Origin of the sequence: Natrialba aegyptia DSM 13077 (assembly GCF_000337535.1) — an archaeon.
GTDB classification, from domain to species: domain Archaea; phylum Halobacteriota; class Halobacteria; order Halobacteriales; family Natrialbaceae; genus Natrialba; species Natrialba aegyptia.
This window is the reverse complement of sequence record NZ_AOIP01000032.1, coordinates 45,577-65,394: the sequence shown is the minus strand read 5'-3', so window position 1 is coordinate 65,394 and position 19,818 is coordinate 45,577. Positions and strand designations below refer to the sequence as shown.

Genomic DNA, 19,818 nt, shown 5'->3' with positions numbered 1-19,818 from the left:
CGACCGAGTTCGAATTGCCAAGCGAGCAAATTGAGCCCGTGTGAACAGTCGGCCGAAATCACACAGACCGGCATCACTTTCACTCCGGTTGCACACACCTTTTAGCCTCCCCGTTAGTACAGGGTGATGATGACGTCGTTCCAGTCGACACTCGGTGATGAGCCGGGGATCGCCGAGGAGCTGGCAGAGAGCCAGCAGGCGATCTCCATCGCCGAGTTCTTCGAGAAGAACAAGCACATGCTCGGCTTCGACAGCGGCGCTCGGGGCCTCGTGACGGCCGTCAAGGAGGCCGTCGACAACGCCTTAGACGCCGCCGAGGAAGCCGGTATTCTCCCGGACATCTACGTCGAGATTCAGGAGGACGGCGACTATTACCGCCTGATCGTCGAGGACAACGGACCCGGGCTCACCAAGGAATCGTTGCCGAAGGTCTTCGGGAAGCTTCTCTACGGATCTCGCTTCCACGCCCGCGAACAGTCCCGCGGCCAGCAGGGGATCGGGATCTCCGCCGCCGTCCTCTACTCGCAACTGACGAGCGGCAAGCCCGCGAAGATCACCAGCCGAACCGAGGGTGCAAGCGACGCACAGTACTTCGAACTCATCGTCGATACCGACGACAACGAACCCGAGATCAGCGTCGAGGAGACGACGACGTGGGATCGTCCCCACGGCACGCGCATCGAACTCGAGATGGAGGCGAACATGCGCGCTCGCCAGCAACTCCACGACTACATCCAGCACACCGCGGTCGTCAACCCGCACGCGCGACTCGAACTCCGCGAACCGAGTTCACACTTCAAGTTCGAGCGCGCGACGGATCAGTTACCGGAGGAGACCGAGGAGATCCGTCCCCACCCCCACGGCGTCGAACTCGGCACCGTGATCAAGATGCTCGCCGCGACGGACTCCCAGACGGTCTCCGGGTTCCTGCAGGAGGAGTTCACCCGCGTCGGGAAGAAGACCGCCGAGTCGGTGATCGATGCGTTCCGCGACCGCCACTACGGCCGGGAGATGCGCTGGCGGCCGCCTGCGAACCACGAAGCGATCGATCTCGAAGCGGCCGTCACGGACGCCACTGCGAACAAGGGCCCCGATGCGACGGCCGCCTTCGCCGAGGCCGTCCAGAGCGAGGTCGCGAGCCGCGAGCGGCTCGCCCACCACGAACTACTCGATATCGTCGATTCGGTCGCCGACACCGTCGAAGACGACCACGGAACGACTTTCGGCGATACCGTCCGCGAGAACGCCGTCGAGGCCGTCTGGCTCGCGCTCATCGACGCCGCACCGACCGACGACTCCGTCGCAGACGCGTCCGGGGCCGACGCGTCCGGAACCGACGCGGACGAGTCGCGACTCGTCGCCGACCTCTACGATCTCGCCGACGACGCCACGAGCACCCGCAAGGACGACGAAATCGTGCAAGCCTTCGCGGTCCGTCTCGCCGGCACCTTCGAGGACGAAACCGACGACGATCCGCGCCACCGGCTCACCCACCGGACGCTCCGCGAGTACGTCGACCGCGCCGCCGAACTCACCGAGGAGTACGACGACGTCGCCTTCGGCGACACGGCTCGCGAGAACGTCACCGATGCGATCTGGGACGTGATGGTGACCGTCCCCGACGACCCGCCGCTCGTGCGCGAACTGGAGGGCGACCGCGACGCGACCAGCGATCTCGTCGACGGAATGCGCGCGACCGACATCATGGCACCGCCGACGCGGTGTCTCTCGCCCATCTCCGCCGACCTCATCGAGGCCGGCCTCGAGAAGGAGTTCGACGCCGACTTCTACGCTTCGGCGACGCGAGACGCCGAGGTCCACGGCGGCGACCCCTTCATCGTCGAGGCCGGCATCGCCTACGGCGACGACCTGCCCGCCGAGGGCAGCGCGAACGTAATGCGCTTTGCAAACCGCGTCCCGCTGGTCTACCAGCGCGGCGCGTGCGCCACGACCGACGTGGTCAAATCTATCGGCTGGCGCAACTACGGGTTAGACCAGCCCGGCGGCTCGGGCCTGCCGAACGGCCCCGTCGTCATCATGGTTCACGTCGCCTCGACGAACGTCCCCTTCACGAGCGAGTCGAAAGACGCCGTCGCGAACGTCCCCGAAATCGAGGACGAAATCGAACTCGCGATCCGCGAGGCCGCTCGCGACTTGAAGAGCTTCCTCAACAAGCGCCGGTCGATGCAAAAGCGCCGGAAGAAACAGAACGTCCTCGGCACCATCCTGCCGGAGATGGCCGAAAAGGTCGCCGAGGTCACCGAGCGCGACGAACCGAACATCGACGACGCCATCGCCCGCATCATGAACAACGTCCTCGTCGAGCGCGAGGTCAAGCCAAACGGCGACGGCAAGGCCGTCTCCGTCGTCGTCGAGAACAACTCGGGAACGAACGAGACCCTCGAAATCACCGAGATCGTCTCGGCCGAGCCGACCGACCTCTCGGACGGCGCGACCGTCGTCGAGATGGACGGCGAGTGGTTCGTCAAGTGGGAAGCCGAGGTATCCAGCGACGACGAGGCCGCCCTAGAGTACGTCGCCCCTGATGACGCGAGCTTCGATCTAGACGTGAAAGGCGTCGAAAGCGAGAAACTCACGGTGAAACAATGAGCGCAGACAACGACCAGCAGGCCAGAGAACAGTTGATCGATCTCGCCGCGCAGTTTTACGACCAGTTCGAACTCGGCGAAATCCCGCACATGTCCGTCCCGACGCGGACGAAGAACAACATCGAGTACGACGAGGACAAGGACGTCTGGGTCTACGGCGACCGCGAGTCGACCCGGTCGGCGAACTCCGTCCGCGGCGCGAGAAAGCTCTTAAAGGCCGTCTACACCATCGAGTTCCTCGCGGACCAACTCGAGGAAGACCGTTCCTCGACACTGCGTGAACTCTACTACCTCTCGGAAAGCTGGGACAACGACAACGCGCAGTTCACCAGCCAGGACGAGTCGAACAGCCTGGTCGAGGACTTAGAGATCGTCTCGGGAGTCACCCGCGAGGACTTTCACATGCGCCCGGAGGAATCCGGTGCGAAGGTGATGGGACCGCTCCACATCCGCGAGCAAACCAAACGCGGCGATCGCGACATCCACTGCCAGCTCGACGTGGGCCAGGGCGGGTACCAGATCCCGAACAACCCGGACATGATCGAGTTCCTCGACAACGACGCCGACTTCGTCCTCTGCGTGGAGACCGGCGGGATGCGCGACCGACTCGTCGAGAACGGCTTCGACGAGGAGTACGACGCGATCGTCGTCCACCTCGGCGGCCAGCCCGCGCGGGCCACGCGCCGACTGACGAAGCGCTTCCACGACGAACTCGGCCTTCCAGTGGTGGTCTTTACCGACGGCGACCCCTGGTCCTACCGCATCTACGGCTCCGTCGCCTACGGCTCGATCAAGTCGGCCCACCTCTCCGAGTACCTCGCAACCCCCGAAGCCGACTACATCGGCATCCAGCCCGCCGACATCGTCGAGTACGATCTGCCGACCGATCCGCTCAGCGACTCGGACATCAACGCCCTGGAAAGTGAACTCGAGGACCCGCGCTTCCAGACCGATTACTGGGAGGAGCAGATCGAGCTACAACTCGAGATCGGGAAGAAGTCAGAACAGCAGTCGCTGGCCTCTCACGGCCTCGATTTCGTGACGGATACGTATCTGCCGGAACGGCTCGACGCGATGGGTGTTATCTAACCAACTGCGTGCCTGGCGGCTGAACTTCAGTTCACCCGCTCGAGGACGATGCCGTCCTCGAATCCGCCCCGCGAGTTCGCCTTTCGTTCCCTGCGCTCGGCGAGTTCTTGCGGGGAGAGACCTTCGACGTGCCCGAGCGCGTGAACGACCTCCAAGATGTCCGCCAGTTCGTCCGCGTCTCGGTCGGCGAGGTACTCCGCGACTTCCTCCTGCAGTTTGTCGCGCAGATACGATTCGTACTCGTCACCGGAGACCGTCCGGGTGACCGGGACCTCCCCGTTGTCTTCGATGATCGCCGGAATGGCATCGCGAACGAGTTTGTCGTACTCCCGTTCCATGGCCGATTGCTCTCGTCCAGCCGAGATAAAGGTGGATGAGACGGGTCCAGAAGAGCGAACCGGGGCCCGAGTTCAGACGTAGCCGAACTCGGATGCCGCGCCCATGATGCCGAACGCGAGAACGACGACGAGACTGACGGCGTAGTAGGCGACCCACGCGCGGGATGGCTGGAACCGTTCGGGGAGGTTCTCCCGGACGACGTACCAGTTTGCGGGGTAAAAGAGGATCTCCGTGACCGCGAGGATCGCCGAGATCCAGATGAGGAAGGTGACCGGGACGGTACCGAGCGTGACGACGACGCCGCAGCTGACGGCGACGATGCCGACGACGACGAGTTTGCGGATCCGCTCGCTATCGAGTTCGGGTCGGTCGAGTGCCATCGGAAGGACGTCGCCGGTGGCTCGGGCGGCCCCGTCGAGCAGCGTGATGACGGTCGAGTAGAGGGCTGCGAACGCGCCGAGGACCATCGCGTAGTAGGACCACTCGCCGAAGGAGTCGCTCAGGATCGACCCGATGGTGACGGCGAGATTGGCGTCTTCGGGCGGGGTGGGGTAGAGGACGTTCGAGGCGAGGATCACCATCGCAACGATCAGCGTGAAGCTGAAGGCGTAGCCGATGTTGAAGTCGCGGCGACCGGTTCGGATCCAGGCGCGGATGTAGTCGTGATACCGGTCGTCGTTCGGATCGAGGTTTCGGGCCCGGAGTTCGCTCGCGCCCTCGCCTTTGGCGGTGCTCCAGCTACCGATGAGGACGCTGGTACTGAATCCGGTCGGCGCGAATCCGGCGGCGGCGGCGAACAGGCCGATGAACAGCGGCCCGGTGAGATCCGGCGCGGTGAAGGTCGTGGCCGCGACGACTTCACCCGACGGGGGACCGACGAGGACGCCGAGAACGATGAGGACGCCAAGCGCGACCGTAAAGCCGATCAGGATCTTCTCGAGGAGACTGTAGCGGGTGAACAGGACGAGGACGCCCGCCAGACCGACGAAGACGACGAACGCCTGCTGGAACGACAGCGGGGTCAATGCTTCGACGAACGCGGCCGTACTCATTCCGACTGCGGCGGTGATTCCCGTGTAGATGATCGTAAAGACGCCGACGGTGAACCACTGCATCCAGTTTTTCGGGCCGGGGAGCTGATCGTAGGCTTCGACGGGGTTGCCGCCGACGCCGTAGTTGTAGCGGATGCCGAGTTCCCAGCCGCCGTACTTTGCGAGGTAGATGAGTGCGAACATCCAGATGGCAAAGAGCCCGAACGTCCCCCCGAGCGTCGGCGCGAGGACGATGTGGCTGCCGCCGATGCTGATCAGCGCCCAGAGCATCGACGGGCCGAAGTGATTCGTGAAAAAACCTCGCCAACTGCTGGCCGGGTAGGAGAGATCCGCCTCGATGTCGGTTTCGGAACCGGTGTTAGTTCCCACGCGGCTCACCTCTCGAGTCACGCCCCGCTTGCCATCCGGACCCGGGTGCCATCGTCATCCGGTGGAGAAATATATGATTGTCAATATCCATCACAGTATCACGTGCGAGGATTAGCGAGTTGTGACTTATAGGTACGGGTCTATCGCCATGTGTACGGGCGAACGCTACCGGTCCAAGACCACCGGAATGCCGCGGGTAGCAACGTCGACGACGAACGCCTCGTCGTCGGTGCGAGCGTCGGTCGGTTCGTACCGGACCGGCAGCACGAGATCCGGGTCAAGTCGCGTCGCCAGGGCGGCAGCCTCGTGTCGATCCATCGTGGGGCCACCGCCGATTGGAGCCAAGAAGAGATCCACGGCGAGTTCGTCGTGGGACGACAGCGGCTCCGTGTTGCCGGGCCAGAACGCCGTGATGCCATCGATGGTGACGAGAAAGCCGCAGCCCTCGTCGGACGCGCCACCGGGTTGGCTTCGTTCATCGGCGCGGGGGCCGTCCGGTTCGGTCTCGGTCGGCGTCGTCGAGAGGTCGAGCGGGCCGAGGATGAACGACTCGTTTTCCTGGACACGAGCGACTTCGAAGGGGAGAGCGTCGGGTTGCTCGGCGGCCCGGTCGATCGTCTCGGCGTCGATCGATTCGTGGACGACGACGATCGAGTTCTCGTGGGCGAGACGGCGGATCGAGTCGGGATCGTAGTGAGCGCCGTGTGAGACGAGAATGAGGTCGCCGTCGTGGGGGGCTTGACCGTCGACTCTGCTATCCGTCTCGGGGCCGGGATCGGCGTAGATGACGGTCCCCGTCTCTCCTTCGAGTCAGACGGTTGCCCGGCCGAGCCAATCGACAGTGATCGCGCCGAATCGAACGGTCATAGGAACTCGTTACCGGCGGAGTTCGAAAAAGATTCGACCCGTAGTACGTGATTAGCGCGGGCCGACCTGCACAGTCCGATAGCGAGGGTCGCTTCGAGTGTGATTTATTGCTCGATTATCACCGCCGATCCGAGCAAGATATGGAACACGATTAATAAGCATATATCCGAAACACATATACAAGAAAACGCGTTTCTTTATAAGAAAGGCGAAAGCTTTATATGACTTACGGCCTAACTCTATGTTAGCTGAAGGCGACCGGGTTTCTTCTGGTTACCCCACCCGGGAGCCCCGAGTAACCAACCCGATACACCATGACAGATACGAACATCCGAACCTACTCGAACGAACGAACCGAGGAGCAGACCGAGACCGAAACGGAGGAGACAACGCGCTCCGAGGAGCGAGAGCGCTGTCCGGAGTGTGGTGGTCGGCTCATCGCGGACGACGAACATGCCGAGACCGTCTGTGAGGACTGCGGACTCGTCGTCGAAGAGGACGAGATCGACCGCGGTCCGGAGTGGCGGGCGTTCGACGCCGCAGAGAAGGACGAAAAGTCCCGCGTCGGTGCCCCGACGACGAACATGATGCACGACCAGGGGCTCTCGACCAACATCGGCTGGCAGGACAAAGACGCCTACGGCAAGTCCCTCTCGAGCCGCCAGCGCCAGAAGATGCAGCGCCTGCGCACCTGGAACGAGCGCTTCCGCACCCGCGACTCGAAAGAGCGCAACCTCAAGCAGGCACTCGGCGAGATCGACCGCATGGCAAGCGCGCTCGGCCTCCCCGAGAACGTCCGCGAGACCGCAAGCGTGATCTACCGACGCGCGCTCGAGGAGGACCTGCTTCCCGGCCGCTCGATCGAGGGCGTCGCCACGTCCTCGCTGTACGCCGCCGCCCGTCAGGCCGGCACGCCGCGCAGCCTCGACGAGATTTCGGCCGTCAGCCGCGTCGACAAGATGGAACTCACGCGGACCTACCGCTACATCATTCGTGAACTCGGCCTGGAGGTCAAGCCCGCCGATCCGGAACACTACGTCCCGCGATTCGTCAGCGACCTCGACCTCTCAGACGAAACTGAGCGGATGGCCCGCGAACTGCTCGAGTCGGCCCGTCAGGAGGGCGTCCACAGCGGCAAGTCGCCGGTCGGCCTCGCGGCTGCCGGCGTCTACGCTGCGGCGCTCTTGACCAACGAGAAGGTGACCCAGAACGAGGTCAGCGAAGTTGCAAGCATCTCCGAGGTCACCATCCGAAACCGCTACAAGGAACTCCTCGAAGCCTCGGACACGGCAGCACCGGCATAACGAGTTCAGCGCCGTTTCGAATCCTAGCTGAATACCCCGACGCTGCCGATCTCCGTTTGCTTCGGTGTACACGACTGTGCTGAGACAAGGTTTTTCACCCGTGGTGTGTAATGGCCTGCCATGGTCGAGACGACCGTCCAACTATTGTGTCCGGAGTGTACGAAGGATTGGCAAACGGAACCGGGTGAGTTACCGACATCGACCGAAATGTTTCATTGCCCGAACTGTCATGCCTCCCGGCGGACCGCCGAGTTCATGCGGACCGACCGCGACCTCCAGACGTTGAAGCAACTCGGATAGGAGAGGCCGTTTCAGGCAGAATCACTAGCTCGAATGAGGGGCGCTGTGGACGATATCACTCGGATTTATGGGAGGTCTATGACTGAACTAACAGTAGCTTGGAGACTGTTTCACGCAACTAGACCCCCTCTTCGAACGGTTGTTTTTTCTGACTATCTCTCACCCTGATACAGGTTGCATGGTAACGCGACTCAAGATAATAATATAACCCTGCAGTGGATAGCATTGCATGGTTATGAAGAAGCAGGAGCTCATTCACCTTCACGGCCTTCTCGCGGAAGTATCGAACCAGTGTGCGGAGTGGGACAACTGCCAAATCGACCTGGAGGAGTACGATTCTCTCGGTATTCGACCGACATCGATCCACAAATCGAAGACCGATCACAAAGCCGCTGTTTTTGCACTCGCCGGCGGAATCACGATGAACATGCGCGAGGACGAACAGGAAGCAGTCGCCGCCACCGCAGACTGAAGCACTCGGAGCATCCTTCAGGTACTATCGTCTCCTACTGGTAAGAGTGCTCAGACTCGTCTGGCTCGTCTCCACACAGGGTTCGAACGCCGTGCTCCTGCCGCCGTCCACGTTCTGCTCGATCTCGCGATACCCGTGACTACCCCGAAATGACTCCGTTTCCCATCCGATAAAAACGCAGCAATTCGACTGAAGGGCCCGCAAGTGAGCCGGTAAGCAGCGCTTACTCGACTAAATCCTCGAACTCGGGAAGAATTTCGTCGTCGTCAGATTGTGCGTCCTCGTCTTGGTCGTCCGTCACAGCAGCGTCGGTTGACTCGTCATCAGCCATCTCGTCTTCATCCGTCTCGTCGTCTTCGTCGGTCCCCTCGTCTTCCTCCTCGATGACCTCGACTTGCTCGACCTCGAGCGGGATGTTCTCGAGTCGCTGCCCGATCTCCTTGCGGGCGATCCGCGAGGCGTGTTCCTCTCGCTCGACGTTGAACACGGTCATCTCGAGTTCGAGTGCGACGAGCGCCTCGTCGGCGGCGATAAACGCAGGCGGGAGCTCCTCTCCTTCGGGAGAGGTTCGCTCGCTCATGTTGATCTCGACGTAATTTAAGTCAGGGTTCAGCATCTCGCCCGTCTTCGAGATGGCGATCCGAATCGCCTCGTCTGCTGTTTCGACGTCGAATACCGGCACCGCGGCCTCGACGACAACCCTGCAGTTCATACAGAGCCATTGTATCGCCTGCAGTATGAAGGTTCGCCTCAGCGACACGCAGCGCGAGTTCACGGCTCCCTCCCACGGGCAAAGCGGCCGGTTCGAAAGGCCCAAGCCGACGCCACCGTAGGGACGAACGAATGGAAACGGGGACGATCCGCCGCGATGAACTCGCGGGCGGACTCGATCTGTATCGGACGCTCGAGAGCGGCCAGACCTACCTCTGGCGGCGCGGCGACGGCGACATGTACGGCGGGACGCCCGCGCCCGGCGAGTGGTACGTCACCGTCGTCGACGGCGAGGTGATCCGGGTGCGGACGACCGACGCCGCGCTCGAATGGGAGTCGACGACGGACGCCGAACCGACCGTGCGCCGCCTCCTCCGCCTGGACGACGACCTCGAAGCGATCGTCGACGCCGCACCTAACGATCCGCTGTTAGACGAGGCCTACGAAGCCCACCGAGGCATGCGCCTCGTCACGGACCCGCCCTTTGGAACCCTGATCTCGTTCATCTGTTCCGCGCAGATGCGCGTCAGCCGCATCCACTCGATGGTCTCGACGCTCGCCCGGGAGTACGGCGACGCGGTCTCCTTCGACGGCGAAACGTACCACGCGTTCCCGGCGCCGGCACAACTCGCGACCGCCACCGAAAGCGAGCTTCGGGACCTCGGCCTCGGCTACCGCGCCCCCTACGTCGTCCGCACCGCGGAGATGGTCGCCGACGGCGAAGCTCACCCGGCCGACGCGCGTGAACTCGAGTACGAGGCGGCCCGCGAGTTCCTCTGCCAGTTCGTCGGCGTCGGCGACAAGGTGGCCGACTGCGTGCTCCTGTTCGCCCTCGAGTTCGACGAGGCGGTGCCGCTCGACACCTGGCTGCGGTCGGCGATCGAGGAGTATTATCCCGACTGCGATCGCGGCTCGTACGCCGAGACCTCGCGAGCGCTTCGTGAGCAGTTCGGCGGGGAGTACGCGGGGTACGCTCAGACGTACGTCTTTCATCATCTCCGGACCGGCGACTGATCGCGGTGGGGGTCGCCGAGTGTCATTCCAAAACAGTATACGCACTAGTCACGATGCGACGCTCATGGCTGGTGGTCGTCCGTCGGAGACTGGTGCGTTCGTGCTCGGCGGTGGCGCAGGCGCGGTGCTTCTCTCGTGGTACGCCACACGGCTGGACTATCCGCTGTTCGCGCTCGAACATCCGGTTCAGGTGCTGGTGGTGGCGGTGTTTTTCGTTCTCAGCGGGCTGCCGGTGTTCCTCCTCCAAAAACGAGCGCTTACACCACCGCTCATTGCTGTGTTGATCGTCGCCCTCTGGGTCCGCGCGGAGACCGAGCGGAGACCGAGCGGGGTCCGGGCGATCCGCTCGTCGGGCTCGTTTTCGTGACGGCACCGATCGGCATCGCGCTGATGCTGGTGAGTTCCAGGATCGAACGCCACGTTTCCCGTCGAATCGCCTGACCCCGCTGCTCGAGTTCAGTGTGGCCGTTCCGACCCGGAGACGACTCTCCCTCCCAGAGTCTTCGAACGCGGTAGCAACTCTACGGACGGGCGGTGGAAGCACTTTTGTTGGATTACAATAACTAACTGCGTATGAGTACCGGCTCCGTCATCCTCCTCGCGTGTGCCGCGTTCGTCGGCGCGCTCGGAATCCTGATCACGTACTTCGGGCGGGTCGAACTGATCGCGGGTTACGATCCGGACCGCGTCACCGACGAGGAGGGGCTGGCGTCGTTCATCGGGACGAACGCGCTCGCCGTCGCCGGGCTCCTCGTCGTCCTCGCACTCGTCGAGTTCACCGAGCCGGCCGACGGCGCTGCAACCGATGTCGCCTGGATCGTCTTTTTCGTCGCCGTGGTCGCACTGGCAGGCTGGATGGTCGTCGGATCGCGGCGCTACGAACGAGAACGCGACCATGAACGGTAGGACGCGGGGAATCGCAGACGACGGGATTTTTGCCGCTCGCAATCGACCGCCCGCACATGGCAGACACAACGCGAACGCGAGCGCACGTTTTCGTGTCGGGAACGGTCCAGGGCGTCTACTACCGGGCGAATACGCGCGATACGGCCAGGGAGAAGGGAATCGACGGCTGGGTGAAGAACCTCGACGACGGCCGCGTCGAAGCGGTCTTCGAGGGTCCCGAAGACGCCGTCGAATCGATGGTCGAGTGGTGTCACACGGGCAGTCCGGCCGCCGACGTCGAGGCTGTCGACGCCGAGTTCGACGACCCGGAGGGCGAGGACGGATTCGAGATCCGGTACTGACGGCGTACGGGATCTATCAGGCCGTCTCGGCGAGGGACGCCGCGAGCCACGGCGGTTCCTCGGTATACTTCCATTCGGCCCACTCGGCCTTCTCGCCGGCGTAGTAGGCGCGGTAGGCGGCGACCGGGTCGCCGGGACGCTTGTACTCGTCGGGCATCGCCTGCGGCCGCGGCGTCGGTTCCGCGGACGGGAACTCGATTCGGTCCGGGTCGATCCGCTCGATGACCTGCCAGCTCGCGTGGTCTTCGTCCTTCTCGTAGCGCTCGGTGAACTCGGCGTTGAGTGCCTCGGCGTGTTCGCGCAGGCGCAGCCAGTTCGCCCGCGATTCCGTCGCCCACTTCGTGACGGGATGGTCGACGTGGGTCGACCGGTAGCAGAACTCGGCGTCGTACCCGTTCTCGCGGGCCGCCGTACAGAGGACCTGTGCGGCCTCGAGTAGCAACTTGTTGACGTGCTGATCGCAGTGATAGCGCGCCGCGAGCCGCGGGTCCTCGTCGAGCCAGAAGACGTTCACGTCTACGAGAGGTGATCGGGGATATTGAGGGTGTCGTCCGCAATCTTCAACGGTCGGCCCGTCGAACGCTCGCCCATGATTACAGGCGAACGAATGGCCGCCGTCGACGCGAACGCCGCGGCGCTCGGCGTTCCGCGAAAGCAGCTGATGGAGTCGAGCGGGAACGCCGTTGCCCGCGTCGTTCGGGAGGTCGCAGAGCCGGACGCGAGCGTTGTGATCGTCGCCGGCCGCGGCAACAACGGCGGGGACGCGTTCGTCGCCGCTCGCTTTCTCGATTCGTTCGACGTGCGGACGCTCCTGCTCGGACGGGCCGAGACGATCGGGACCGAAATCGCCCGCGAGAACTGGGACGCGCTTCGGCGGGCGGGGGACGACGCCCGCGAGGTCACCGATTCCACGGCGTTCGAGGTGCCGGAGTGCGACGTGGTCGTCGACGCGATGCTCGGAACGGGGATCAGCGGCGACCTGCGGGAACCCGAAGCGACGGCGGCACGGGCGATCAACGAGGCCGACGCGACCGTCGTGTCGGTCGACGTCCCGTCCGGATTCGACGCGAACGCTGCTGTCGGCGCGGACGACGGCAATCGCGGTTCGGAGAAGCCGCTCGCAGCCAACGCCGTCGAGGCCGACCGCATCGTCACCTTTCACGACGCCAAACCCGGCCTCTCGGCGCTCGACGCGGACGTGACCGTCGCCGACATCGGCATTCCGGCGGCGGCGGAACGGTTCGTCGGCCCCGGTGACGTGCGCCTCGCGCGGCCCGACGACCGTGGCGGTCGGGCCTTCGTCGTCGGCGGCGGTCCCTACACCGGCGCGCCGGCGCTGGCCGCCCAGTCCGCGCTCCGGGCCGGCATGGAACTCTCCTTCGTCGCCGCGCCCGAGTCCGTCGCCGGCGAGATCCAGGGCTACGCCGAGGACCTGATCGTCCAGTCCTACGAGAGCGACCGCCTGACGCCCGACCAGGTCGACGACCTCGTCGACACCGCCGAACGCTACGACGACGTGGTGATCCTCGGCCCGGGACTCGGCACCGCCGACGAGACGCTCGCGGCTACCCGTCAGTTCCTCGAAACCTACACCGGCCCCGCGGTCGTCGACGCCGACGCGCTCTCGGTCGTTCCCGAACTCGAGACCGAGGCGACGCTGATCTGTACGCCCAACCGCGGTGAACTCGCCGGGATGGGCGGCCCCGACGTTGACGACCTGCGGGAAGCCGCGGACGAGATCGAGGCCTTCGCGGCCGACCTGGGACACGTCGTCCTCGCGAAGGGCGCGACCGACGTGGCGACGGACGGCGAGCGCACGCGACTCAGCCGCTCGGGAACGGCGGGGATGAAAGTCGGCGGGACGGGCGACGTGCTCACCGGTATCGTCGCCGCGCTCATGGAACACGCCGATCCGCTCGACGCGGCCGCCGCCGGTGCGCAGGTCAACGGCGTCGCCGGCGAACGCCTGGCTACGTCACGGGAGTTCGGCTTCCTCGCCTCGGAGGTTCTCGAGGAAATCCCCAAGGCGCTCTGGAACGAGGGTGGATCCGATGACTGACGATTCACCGCCGGCGGACGGCGAGGACGCCGATACCGGCGACCTCACGCACACCACCGACGACGGCGACGTGCAGATGGTCGACGTCGGCGACAAGCCCGACAGCGAGCGCCGGGCCGTCGCGGCGGGCGAAATCCGGCTGCAAGAGTCGACCGTCGAGGCCATCCGCGAGGACGAAATCGGCAAAGGAGACGTGCTCGCAACCGCCCGTATCGGCGCGATCCAGGCCGTCAAACACACCTGGGAGACGGTCCCGATGTGCCACCAGATCCCGATCACGAACGTCGACACCGAGTTCTCGATCGCCGAGAACCGCGTCGAACTCGCGGTGGCGGTCGAGACGACGGGCAAGACCGGCTGCGAGATGGAGGCGCTCGAGGGCGTCACGACCGGCCTCAACGTCGTCTGGGATATGGTCAAGGCCGTCGAGAAGGACGAGAGCGGCCAGTATCCGGAGACCGGAATCGAGAACGTGCGGGTACTCGAGAAGGAAAAGCACCGGGGATAAACGAAGCTACTTCTCCACGCAGCCCGAGTATACAGTATCCTATGTCCGCAGAGGACGGAGAGGAATTACCGATCGCCGCCCCCGAGCCCAGCGACCGCGTCTCGGACCCGAGCGACGCCTTCCAGGCGCTCGGCAACGAGATCCGGATGGGGATTCTCGAGACGATGCTCGAGTTCAGCGACGGGGACACCACCGCCGAGAGCGACGACGGAGACCACGCTGAATCCACGCCTTCGACGCCCACCTTCTCGGCGCTCTTTGACGCCTCCGAGGTCGACACCACCGCCGGATTCGCCTATCACCTGGACGAACTCGTCGGGCCGTACCTCCGAAAGGTGGAGTCCGGTGCCGAGGACGGCGGTGAGGGCTACGAACTCACCTACGCCGGCGAGCGGATCGCGCGAGCGATCGCCACCGGAACGTACACCCAGCGGGTCGATCATCCCCCGACCGAACTCGACGACGACTGTCCGTTCTGTAGCCGGGCGGCGCTGACGGCGCAGGCGAACGATAACAGAGTGACGGTGCGCTGCGAGCACTGCGACCGGCGGCTCCTTCGGCTCGGCTTTCCGCCCGCCGGGCTCGACTCCCACGGCGCGGCGTTTCCGGCCGCCTTCGACCGCCACCACAGACACCGGCTCTCGCTCGTGCGCGACGGCGTCTGTCCCGACTGCAGCGGCGCGGTCGATGCTCGGCTCGCGACGCTCTCGCCGGCGACCGAAGACCTGCTCCCGGCCGAGCACACCGACCACGTCCAGGCCGAGTTCAGCTGTTCGCGCTGCGGGATGACGCTGCGTGCGCCCGTCGCGCTCTCGTTGCTCTCGCACCCGGCCGTCGTCTCGTTCTACCACGATCACGACCGGGACGTGCGCGACCGCCCGATCTGGAACGTCGGCCACGAGTGGGCCGAGACGGTGCTCTCGGAGGACCCGCTCGCCGTCCGCGTCGTGGTTGAACTCGACGACTCGGTGCTCGCGTTGTACGTCGATGAACGAGTGGACGTGATCGAGACGCAACGGGCAACAGCGGAGACGGCGGAGACGGTGGAAACGGCAGAAACGGTAGAATAAGTGAAAGCGGTAAACGTGGCGTGACGACGCCGTGTCGTGTTATTCGAGCGCGTCGAGTATCCGTTCGAGTTCGTCGTCGCCGACTGGCGTCGACTGTCCCGAACTCGATTCCGATTCCGGTTCGGGTCCGAGAACGCGAGCCGTGACCGTCGTCGGTGAGAGCGGGCGGTCGTCCGCGGCCGTGGTTGCGAGTGCGTCGAGAGCGATCGAGAGCCCGTGATCCCGGGTCAAGGCTTGCGTTTCACTGGAATCGCCGCCACCGAGTTCAGTCTCGAGGAACGATCGGATCTCGGCGGTACCGTCGCCGATGGCGGTTCCGCGCCAGCCGTAGAACGTGCCGCCCGGATCGACCTCGTAGAGTGCCGGCTGTGCGGTCCGGTCCGTGACCGACTCGTGCTCGGGTTCGGGCTCGATTTCGTCGGCGGATCGGTTGTCGGAGGCGGGGGAGGAATCCGGATTGGGACTCGGGTCCGGACTCGGGCCCGGGCCTGGATCGACACCCCCGACGAGCACCGCAGCCCCGTACGGTCGCGTCCCGCCAGATTGGGTCTGCTCCTGGATGTGATCCGCGAGGTCGCTCGCGAGGACCGAGACGGTGATCGGTTCCCCGTACTGCAGGCGATGCTGCTGACAGCGCTTGCGGGCCGCGTCGACGAGTTGGCGCGCGTCGGCGGCGTGGCCGGCGGTCGCGACGGCGAGATGATCGTCGACGCGGTGGATCTTTTCGACCGAATCCGGCTCGAGCAGCGGCGACCGAACGCGCTTGCGCGCCGCGAGGACGACGCCCTCGCTCGTCACGACGCCGACGCTCGGCGAGCCGCGCTCGACCGCCTCCCGGGCGTACTCGACCTGGTAAAGCCGGCCGTCAGGAGAGAAAATCGTGTGCCCGCGGTCGTAGGCTTGCTGGCGTGAACTCGCGTTCATCGGGCCACCTCCGAGTCTGTGGGCTGGCTGGTAGCGGCGGAAACGGCGCGTTCGATGCCGTCGTACTGCTCGCGTTCGAGTTCGTCTGCGGTGATCGTCGCGACGGTCATGCCGTCGCCGCTGGCGGTGTCGCGCTCGGTCGCGTTTCGGACGGCCATCGCGGCGACGGCTCGGAGTTCCGCAACCGACTGTTCGGGGTCGTAGGCGTCTTCCAGGTAGCCGTAGGCGAGTTGCATCCCGCTCCCGCTGGCGGCGATCGGTGCGTCCATAACACCGCCAGCGGGGTCGATCTGGTAGACGGTCGATTCGGGAGCGACCCCGCCCAGAACGAGTTCGAGTTGAGGAGTTCCGTCGCGGCGGATGAGATCGGCGGCGACCGTCGCCGCGGTGTCGACCGACGCGCCGGGTTCGTGATCCATATCGTACAGCGCGAGTTCGGCGCGGAGGCGGCGGACGAACGACTGGGCGTCGCCGACGCTGCCGGCGAAGGTGAGCGCCGTTCGGTCGTCGACGGGGACGACCTTCCGGGCCGTGCGGTTCGTGACGAATCGGCCGCCGAGGCTCGCTCGGCTGTCGGCTGCGAGGACGACGCCGTCCGCGCCGACGAGGCCGACCGTCGTCGTGCCTGTCGTGATGATTCCGTCGGAGTCTGTCCCGTGCATTATCCTCGTGAGAATCGAGGGTCCCCGTCGGAATAGGTGGTAGCTAAAATATATTTTAGCGCACCGGGCGTACGAACTCGGCTCGCGGTTCGCTGGCGTACGGAACGGACGGATACGTCTTCGCGGCCGGTGGCCGAAACAGTATTATTTTCGGTCTTCATCCACGTTACAAACAATGATCCCCGTTCTTGTCTGATTCGTGTTCCTCCTCGCGCTCCCGCTGACTGGACTCTGTCTCAGCTACGCCGTCAGCGCCGATGCTGCCGCTCGCGGAGCGGACGGAGGTACCTGGATTGGCTACCTTCTTTACCCTGTCTATCGCCGCCCTTGCGTACCTCGTCTACAGGCGGCGGCTTCCCGACCGGAGCGAACCGGCCACGCGACGCGAACGGTTGATCGGCACGGCCGGTATCGGTATCGGTACCGCATACATCGTCGGGTCGATCATCGCGCCGCCGGATCCGTTCAGCGTGCTCCTGTTCGTCCCGGCGCTGTCGGTGGTTACGCTCCCCGCGGCGTACGGTCTCTGTTACGAACCGGGCTGGCGTGCAATCGTCTCCTGACTGCTCCGATGGGTCCAGCGCGCAGCGCTCGTGTCACGTCATATAAGTAGTTGCTCGCGGAACGGGCCAGTATGACACTATTCGGGACCGCGGGCATCCGCGGACCGGTCGAGCAAATCACGCCGTCGCTCGCCCTCTCGGTCGGGCAGGCCGTCGGCGAACCCGGCGAGACGGTCGTCGTCGGCCGCGACGGACGCGAAACGGGACCGGCACTGGCAGCGGCGATGGAAGCCGGTCTGGAGAGTGCCGGCGCGGACGTGTGCCGTCTCGGCCAGGTGCCGACGCCGGCGCTCGCCTTCGCCTCGCGAGGACGAACGGGCGTCATGCTCACCGCGAGTCACAACCCGCCGACGGACAACGGCATCAAACTCTTCGCCGACGGGGTCGAGTTCGATCGCGACGCCGAACAGCGCATCGAGGGTGCCATCGACGCCGGCTCGTCGCAATCCGCGTGGGATCAGTGGGGTCGATCGAACGAACTCGAGATACTCGACCCGTACCGAACCGCGGTCGCTGCGTACGTTCGCGACCAGTTCGACGAGTTTGGAGAGTCGCCCCTCGCCGGTCTTTCGATCGCCGTCGACTGCGGAAACGGCGTCGGCGCGCTCGCGACGCCGCAGGTCCTCGACGCCCTCGGCGCGACCGTCGTCGGCGTGAACGCGACCGTCGACGGCCACTTCCCGGCTCGAGAGAGCAAACCGACGCCGGAAACGCTCTCGTCGTTCACCGCGTTCCTCGCGGAGGGCTCGTTCGACCTCGGGCTGGCACACGACGGCGACGCGGACCGGCTGGTCGTCCTCGATCCCGACGGCAACGTGATCCACGAAGACACCATCCTGGCCGTCGTTGCAGCGCACTATACGGCCACGAGCGACGCCGACGATCCGGTCGTCGTCACGACGCCGAACGCCTCGGCGCGGATCGACGAGCGAGTTCGGGACGCAGGCGGGCGCGTCGAACGCGTCCGTCTGGGGGCGCTTCACGAGGGCATCGCCCGGGAACGCGCCGCCGGAGACGAGTTCACCGAGGTCGTTTTCGCGGCCGAGCCCTGGAAGCACATCCACACGGCCTTCGGCGGGTGGATCGACGGCGTCACGAGCGCGGCCGTCGTCGCCGCACTGGTCGCCGCCGCGGGCGACACCGACGCTCTCCGCGCCCCCGTTACCGAACGACCCTACCGGAAGGTCAGCGTCGAGTGTCCGGACCAGCGCAAAGCCGACGTGATGGCGGCGCTCGAGAGCGAACTGCCCGCGGCGTTCCCCGAGACGACCGTCGACACCGACTACGGCATCCGCCTCGAGTTCGACGACGCGTCGTGGCTCCTCGTTCGGCCGAGCGGCACCGAACCGTACGTCCGCCTCTACGCCGAAAGCGAGGCCGTCGATGAACTCGTCGCCGAGGCGCAAGCGGTCATCGAGACGGCGGTCGCGGACGCCGCCTAGGGGCGTCGATCGCACGGCTGAACTCGGAATTCCGCCGGCGGCTTTTGTGAGATTGTCTCACTGTCTGGGGTGAGTCGTGATCGGCTGTTGAACTGTGTCTCGAATCGTGAACTCTAAGCGGGAATTTCGACGGGTATAAACCAATTGTGTACGCTAGCCGGTCGTATGTCACGAGATCGACGGCGGTTCCTTACGGGAGTGGGCACTGTTGGGTTGGCAGGCCTTGCCGGATGTGTCGGCGGGTTCGGTGACGAGGGGAGTGCCGATGTTCAGATCGGAACGGTGTATGCGGTCGGTGGCCTCGGCGACGATTCGTTCAACGACATGGCAAAGAAAGGACTCGACCAGGCGCGGGACGAGTTCAATATCGCGGTTGACAAGCGGGAGCCGGATTCGAACGGGGAGTTTAGCAGCGCACAGAGCACGTTTGCGGAGTCCGGCGAGTACGATCTGGTCAACTGTATCGGGTACGCACAGGCGCAGGCTCTCGGGGAGAACGCGCCGGCGTATCCGGAGCAGAACTTCATCATCGTCGACGAGGTCGTCGAGGCGGATAACGTTCGAAGCTACATCTTCGACGAGCCCGCAGGATCGTTCCAGGTCGGTCATCTGGCCGGACTGCTGACGGATCGCGAGTTCGCGGCCGGCGAGGGCGAGACGAATCCGGACGCCGACGTGGTCGGCTTCGTCGGGGCGACTGAATCGCCACTGATCGAGTCCTTCGAGGCCGGATTCCGAGCCGGCGTCGAGTACGCAAACGATGATGCCGAGGTCGTCTCGGCGTACGTCGGGAGCTTCGAGGACACCGGCGGCGGGCAGCAAACCGCCAGAACGATGTACCAGAACGAGGACGCGGACATCATCTTCCACGCGGCCGGCCGAACCGGTATCGGCGTCTTCCAGGCGGCGCGAGACGAGGGGCGGTTCGCGATCGGCGTCGACGACGACCAGTCCGTCTCGAACGAGGACCTCGCCGACGTGATTCTCGCGAGTATGGTCAAGCGCGTCGACAACGCGGTGTATTCCGCCGTCGAGTCCGCCGTCAACGACGAGTTCGAGGCCGGCGAGGAGCGCCTGGGGCTTGAAGAAGACGGTGTCGCTGCGGTCTACGGCGATACGATCGGCGACGAGATTCCCGAGGAAGTCAAGACGCAGGTCGAGGAGTCCAGACAGGCGATCATCGACGGCGAGATCGACGTTCCAACAGCACTGTAACC

General features: G+C 64.9%; 21 protein-coding genes and 1 pseudogene. 15 read left to right on the top strand and 7 right to left on the bottom strand.

Features of this window, described 5'->3' with window-relative positions; genetic code table 11:
* The first annotated feature begins 129 nt into the window (after nt 1-129).
* Nucleotides 130-2,610: a DNA topoisomerase VI subunit B gene (locus C480_RS14350; RefSeq protein WP_006666335.1), complete on the top strand. Its 2,481-nt coding sequence runs from the start codon at nt 130-132 to the stop codon at nt 2,608-2,610.
* Nucleotides 2,607-3,698, top strand: coding sequence for a DNA topoisomerase IV subunit A (locus C480_RS14345; protein WP_006666334.1), 1,092 nt, complete (start codon nt 2,607-2,609; stop codon nt 3,696-3,698). The genes C480_RS14350 and C480_RS14345 overlap by 4 nt, the downstream gene beginning before the upstream one ends.
* 26 nt (nt 3,699-3,724) lie before the next feature.
* On the opposite strand, the gene C480_RS14340 is transcribed toward C480_RS14345, so the two are convergent.
* From C480_RS14340 to C480_RS22265, 3 genes and pseudogenes are all read right to left on the bottom strand, one after another.
* On the bottom strand, nt 3,725-4,036 hold the full coding sequence (locus C480_RS14340) for a nucleoside triphosphate pyrophosphohydrolase (protein ID WP_006666333.1): 312 nt from the start codon (nt 4,034-4,036) through the stop codon (nt 3,725-3,727).
* 72 nt (nt 4,037-4,108) lie between these two features.
* Nucleotides 4,109-5,458, bottom strand: a complete 1,350-nt coding sequence (locus tag C480_RS14335) for an Nramp family divalent metal transporter (RefSeq protein WP_006666332.1) — start codon at nt 5,456-5,458, stop codon at nt 4,109-4,111.
* A gap of 165 nt (nt 5,459-5,623) precedes the next feature.
* A pseudogene (locus tag C480_RS22265) lies at nt 5,624-6,325 on the bottom strand (MBL fold metallo-hydrolase).
* Between the two features lie 314 nt (nt 6,326-6,639).
* On the opposite strand from C480_RS22265, the gene C480_RS14325 reads away from it, so the two are divergent.
* The 3 genes from C480_RS14325 (at nt 6,640) to C480_RS14315 (ending at nt 8,401) form a co-directional block, all read left to right on the top strand.
* Nucleotides 6,640-7,629, top strand: a complete 990-nt coding sequence (locus tag C480_RS14325) for a transcription initiation factor IIB (protein WP_006666330.1) — start codon at nt 6,640-6,642, stop codon at nt 7,627-7,629.
* 120 nt (nt 7,630-7,749) lie between these two features.
* Complete coding sequence (locus C480_RS14320) at nt 7,750-7,929, top strand: DUF7836 family putative zinc-binding protein (protein WP_006108603.1); 180 nt, start codon at nt 7,750-7,752, stop codon at nt 7,927-7,929.
* Between the two features lie 235 nt (nt 7,930-8,164).
* On the top strand, nt 8,165-8,401 hold the full coding sequence (locus C480_RS14315) for a UPF0058 family protein (RefSeq protein WP_006108602.1): 237 nt from the start codon (nt 8,165-8,167) through the stop codon (nt 8,399-8,401).
* A gap of 223 nt (nt 8,402-8,624) precedes the next feature.
* Here C480_RS14315 and C480_RS14310 read toward each other — a convergent pair whose 3' ends face one another.
* Nucleotides 8,625-9,113 carry a DUF555 domain-containing protein gene (locus C480_RS14310; RefSeq protein WP_006666329.1) on the bottom strand — a complete coding sequence of 163 codons (489 nt, stop codon included), beginning with the start codon at nt 9,111-9,113 and terminating at the stop codon, nt 8,625-8,627.
* Between the two features lie 131 nt (nt 9,114-9,244).
* On the opposite strand from C480_RS14310, the gene C480_RS14305 reads away from it, so the two are divergent.
* The 4 genes from C480_RS14305 to C480_RS14290 all read left to right on the top strand — a co-directional run bounded on the left by C480_RS14305 (nt 9,245) and on the right by C480_RS14290 (nt 11,373).
* Nucleotides 9,245-10,126, top strand: coding sequence for a DNA-3-methyladenine glycosylase family protein (locus tag C480_RS14305; protein WP_006666328.1), 882 nt, complete (start codon nt 9,245-9,247; stop codon nt 10,124-10,126).
* 64 nt (nt 10,127-10,190) lie between these two features.
* The gene (locus C480_RS14300) at nt 10,191-10,493 is read left to right on the top strand and encodes a hypothetical protein (RefSeq protein WP_006666327.1); all 303 of its coding nucleotides are present in this window, start codon (nt 10,191-10,193) and stop codon (nt 10,491-10,493) included.
* Nucleotides 10,494-10,699: 206 nt separating this feature from the next.
* Nucleotides 10,700-11,032, top strand: coding sequence for a DUF3784 domain-containing protein (locus C480_RS14295; protein ID WP_006666326.1), 333 nt, complete (start codon nt 10,700-10,702; stop codon nt 11,030-11,032).
* A 56-nt stretch (nt 11,033-11,088) separates the two neighbouring features.
* The gene (locus C480_RS14290) at nt 11,089-11,373 is read left to right on the top strand and encodes an acylphosphatase (RefSeq protein WP_006666325.1); all 285 of its coding nucleotides are present in this window, start codon (nt 11,089-11,091) and stop codon (nt 11,371-11,373) included.
* A 16-nt stretch (nt 11,374-11,389) separates the two neighbouring features.
* Here C480_RS14290 and C480_RS14285 read toward each other — a convergent pair whose 3' ends face one another.
* The gene (locus tag C480_RS14285) at nt 11,390-11,887 is read right to left on the bottom strand and encodes a hypothetical protein (RefSeq protein WP_006666324.1); all 498 of its coding nucleotides are present in this window, start codon (nt 11,885-11,887) and stop codon (nt 11,390-11,392) included.
* Nucleotides 11,888-11,962: 75 nt separating this feature from the next.
* On the opposite strand from C480_RS14285, the gene C480_RS14280 reads away from it, so the two are divergent.
* From C480_RS14280 to C480_RS14270, 3 genes are read left to right on the top strand one after another with little or no spacing between them, the layout of a single operon-like run.
* Nucleotides 11,963-13,432 (top strand): bifunctional ADP-dependent NAD(P)H-hydrate dehydratase/NAD(P)H-hydrate epimerase, encoded by a 1,470-nt coding sequence (locus C480_RS14280; RefSeq protein ID WP_049903769.1) that lies wholly within the window; start codon nt 11,963-11,965, stop codon nt 13,430-13,432.
* Nucleotides 13,425-13,940, top strand: coding sequence for a cyclic pyranopterin monophosphate synthase MoaC (moaC, locus tag C480_RS14275; protein WP_006666322.1), 516 nt, complete (start codon nt 13,425-13,427; stop codon nt 13,938-13,940). Before C480_RS14280 ends, moaC begins: the two co-directional genes overlap by 8 nt.
* 41 nt (nt 13,941-13,981) lie before the next feature.
* A complete protein-coding gene (locus C480_RS14270; protein WP_006666321.1) occupies nt 13,982-15,010 on the top strand; it encodes a DUF7351 domain-containing protein in 1,029 nt (342 codons plus the stop codon).
* Between the two features lie 39 nt (nt 15,011-15,049).
* Here the strand turns inward: C480_RS14270 and C480_RS14265 are convergent, their stop codons facing one another.
* Together C480_RS14265 and C480_RS14260 are read right to left on the bottom strand one after the other, a co-directional pair.
* Nucleotides 15,050-15,934: an archaeal proteasome endopeptidase complex subunit alpha gene (locus C480_RS14265; protein WP_006666320.1), complete on the bottom strand. Its 885-nt coding sequence runs from the start codon at nt 15,932-15,934 to the stop codon at nt 15,050-15,052.
* A complete protein-coding gene (locus tag C480_RS14260) occupies nt 15,931-16,596 on the bottom strand; it encodes an Ntn hydrolase family protein (protein ID WP_006666319.1) in 666 nt (221 codons plus the stop codon). Before C480_RS14260 ends, C480_RS14265 begins: the two co-directional genes overlap by 4 nt.
* A gap of 257 nt (nt 16,597-16,853) precedes the next feature.
* Here C480_RS14260 and C480_RS14255 point away from each other — a divergent pair, with 257 nt between their 5' ends.
* The 3 genes from C480_RS14255 (at nt 16,854) to C480_RS14245 (ending at nt 19,816) form a co-directional block, all read left to right on the top strand.
* Nucleotides 16,854-17,159: a hypothetical protein gene (locus C480_RS14255; protein ID WP_006666318.1), complete on the top strand. Its 306-nt coding sequence runs from the start codon at nt 16,854-16,856 to the stop codon at nt 17,157-17,159.
* 71 nt (nt 17,160-17,230) lie between these two features.
* Entirely contained in the window at nt 17,231-18,601 is a 1,371-nt protein-coding gene (locus tag C480_RS14250; protein WP_006666317.1) for a phosphohexomutase domain-containing protein, read from the top strand.
* Nucleotides 18,602-18,766: 165 nt separating this feature from the next.
* A complete protein-coding gene (locus C480_RS14245; protein WP_049903726.1) occupies nt 18,767-19,816 on the top strand; it encodes a BMP family lipoprotein in 1,050 nt (349 codons plus the stop codon).
* Nucleotides 19,817-19,818 lie beyond the last annotated feature (2 nt).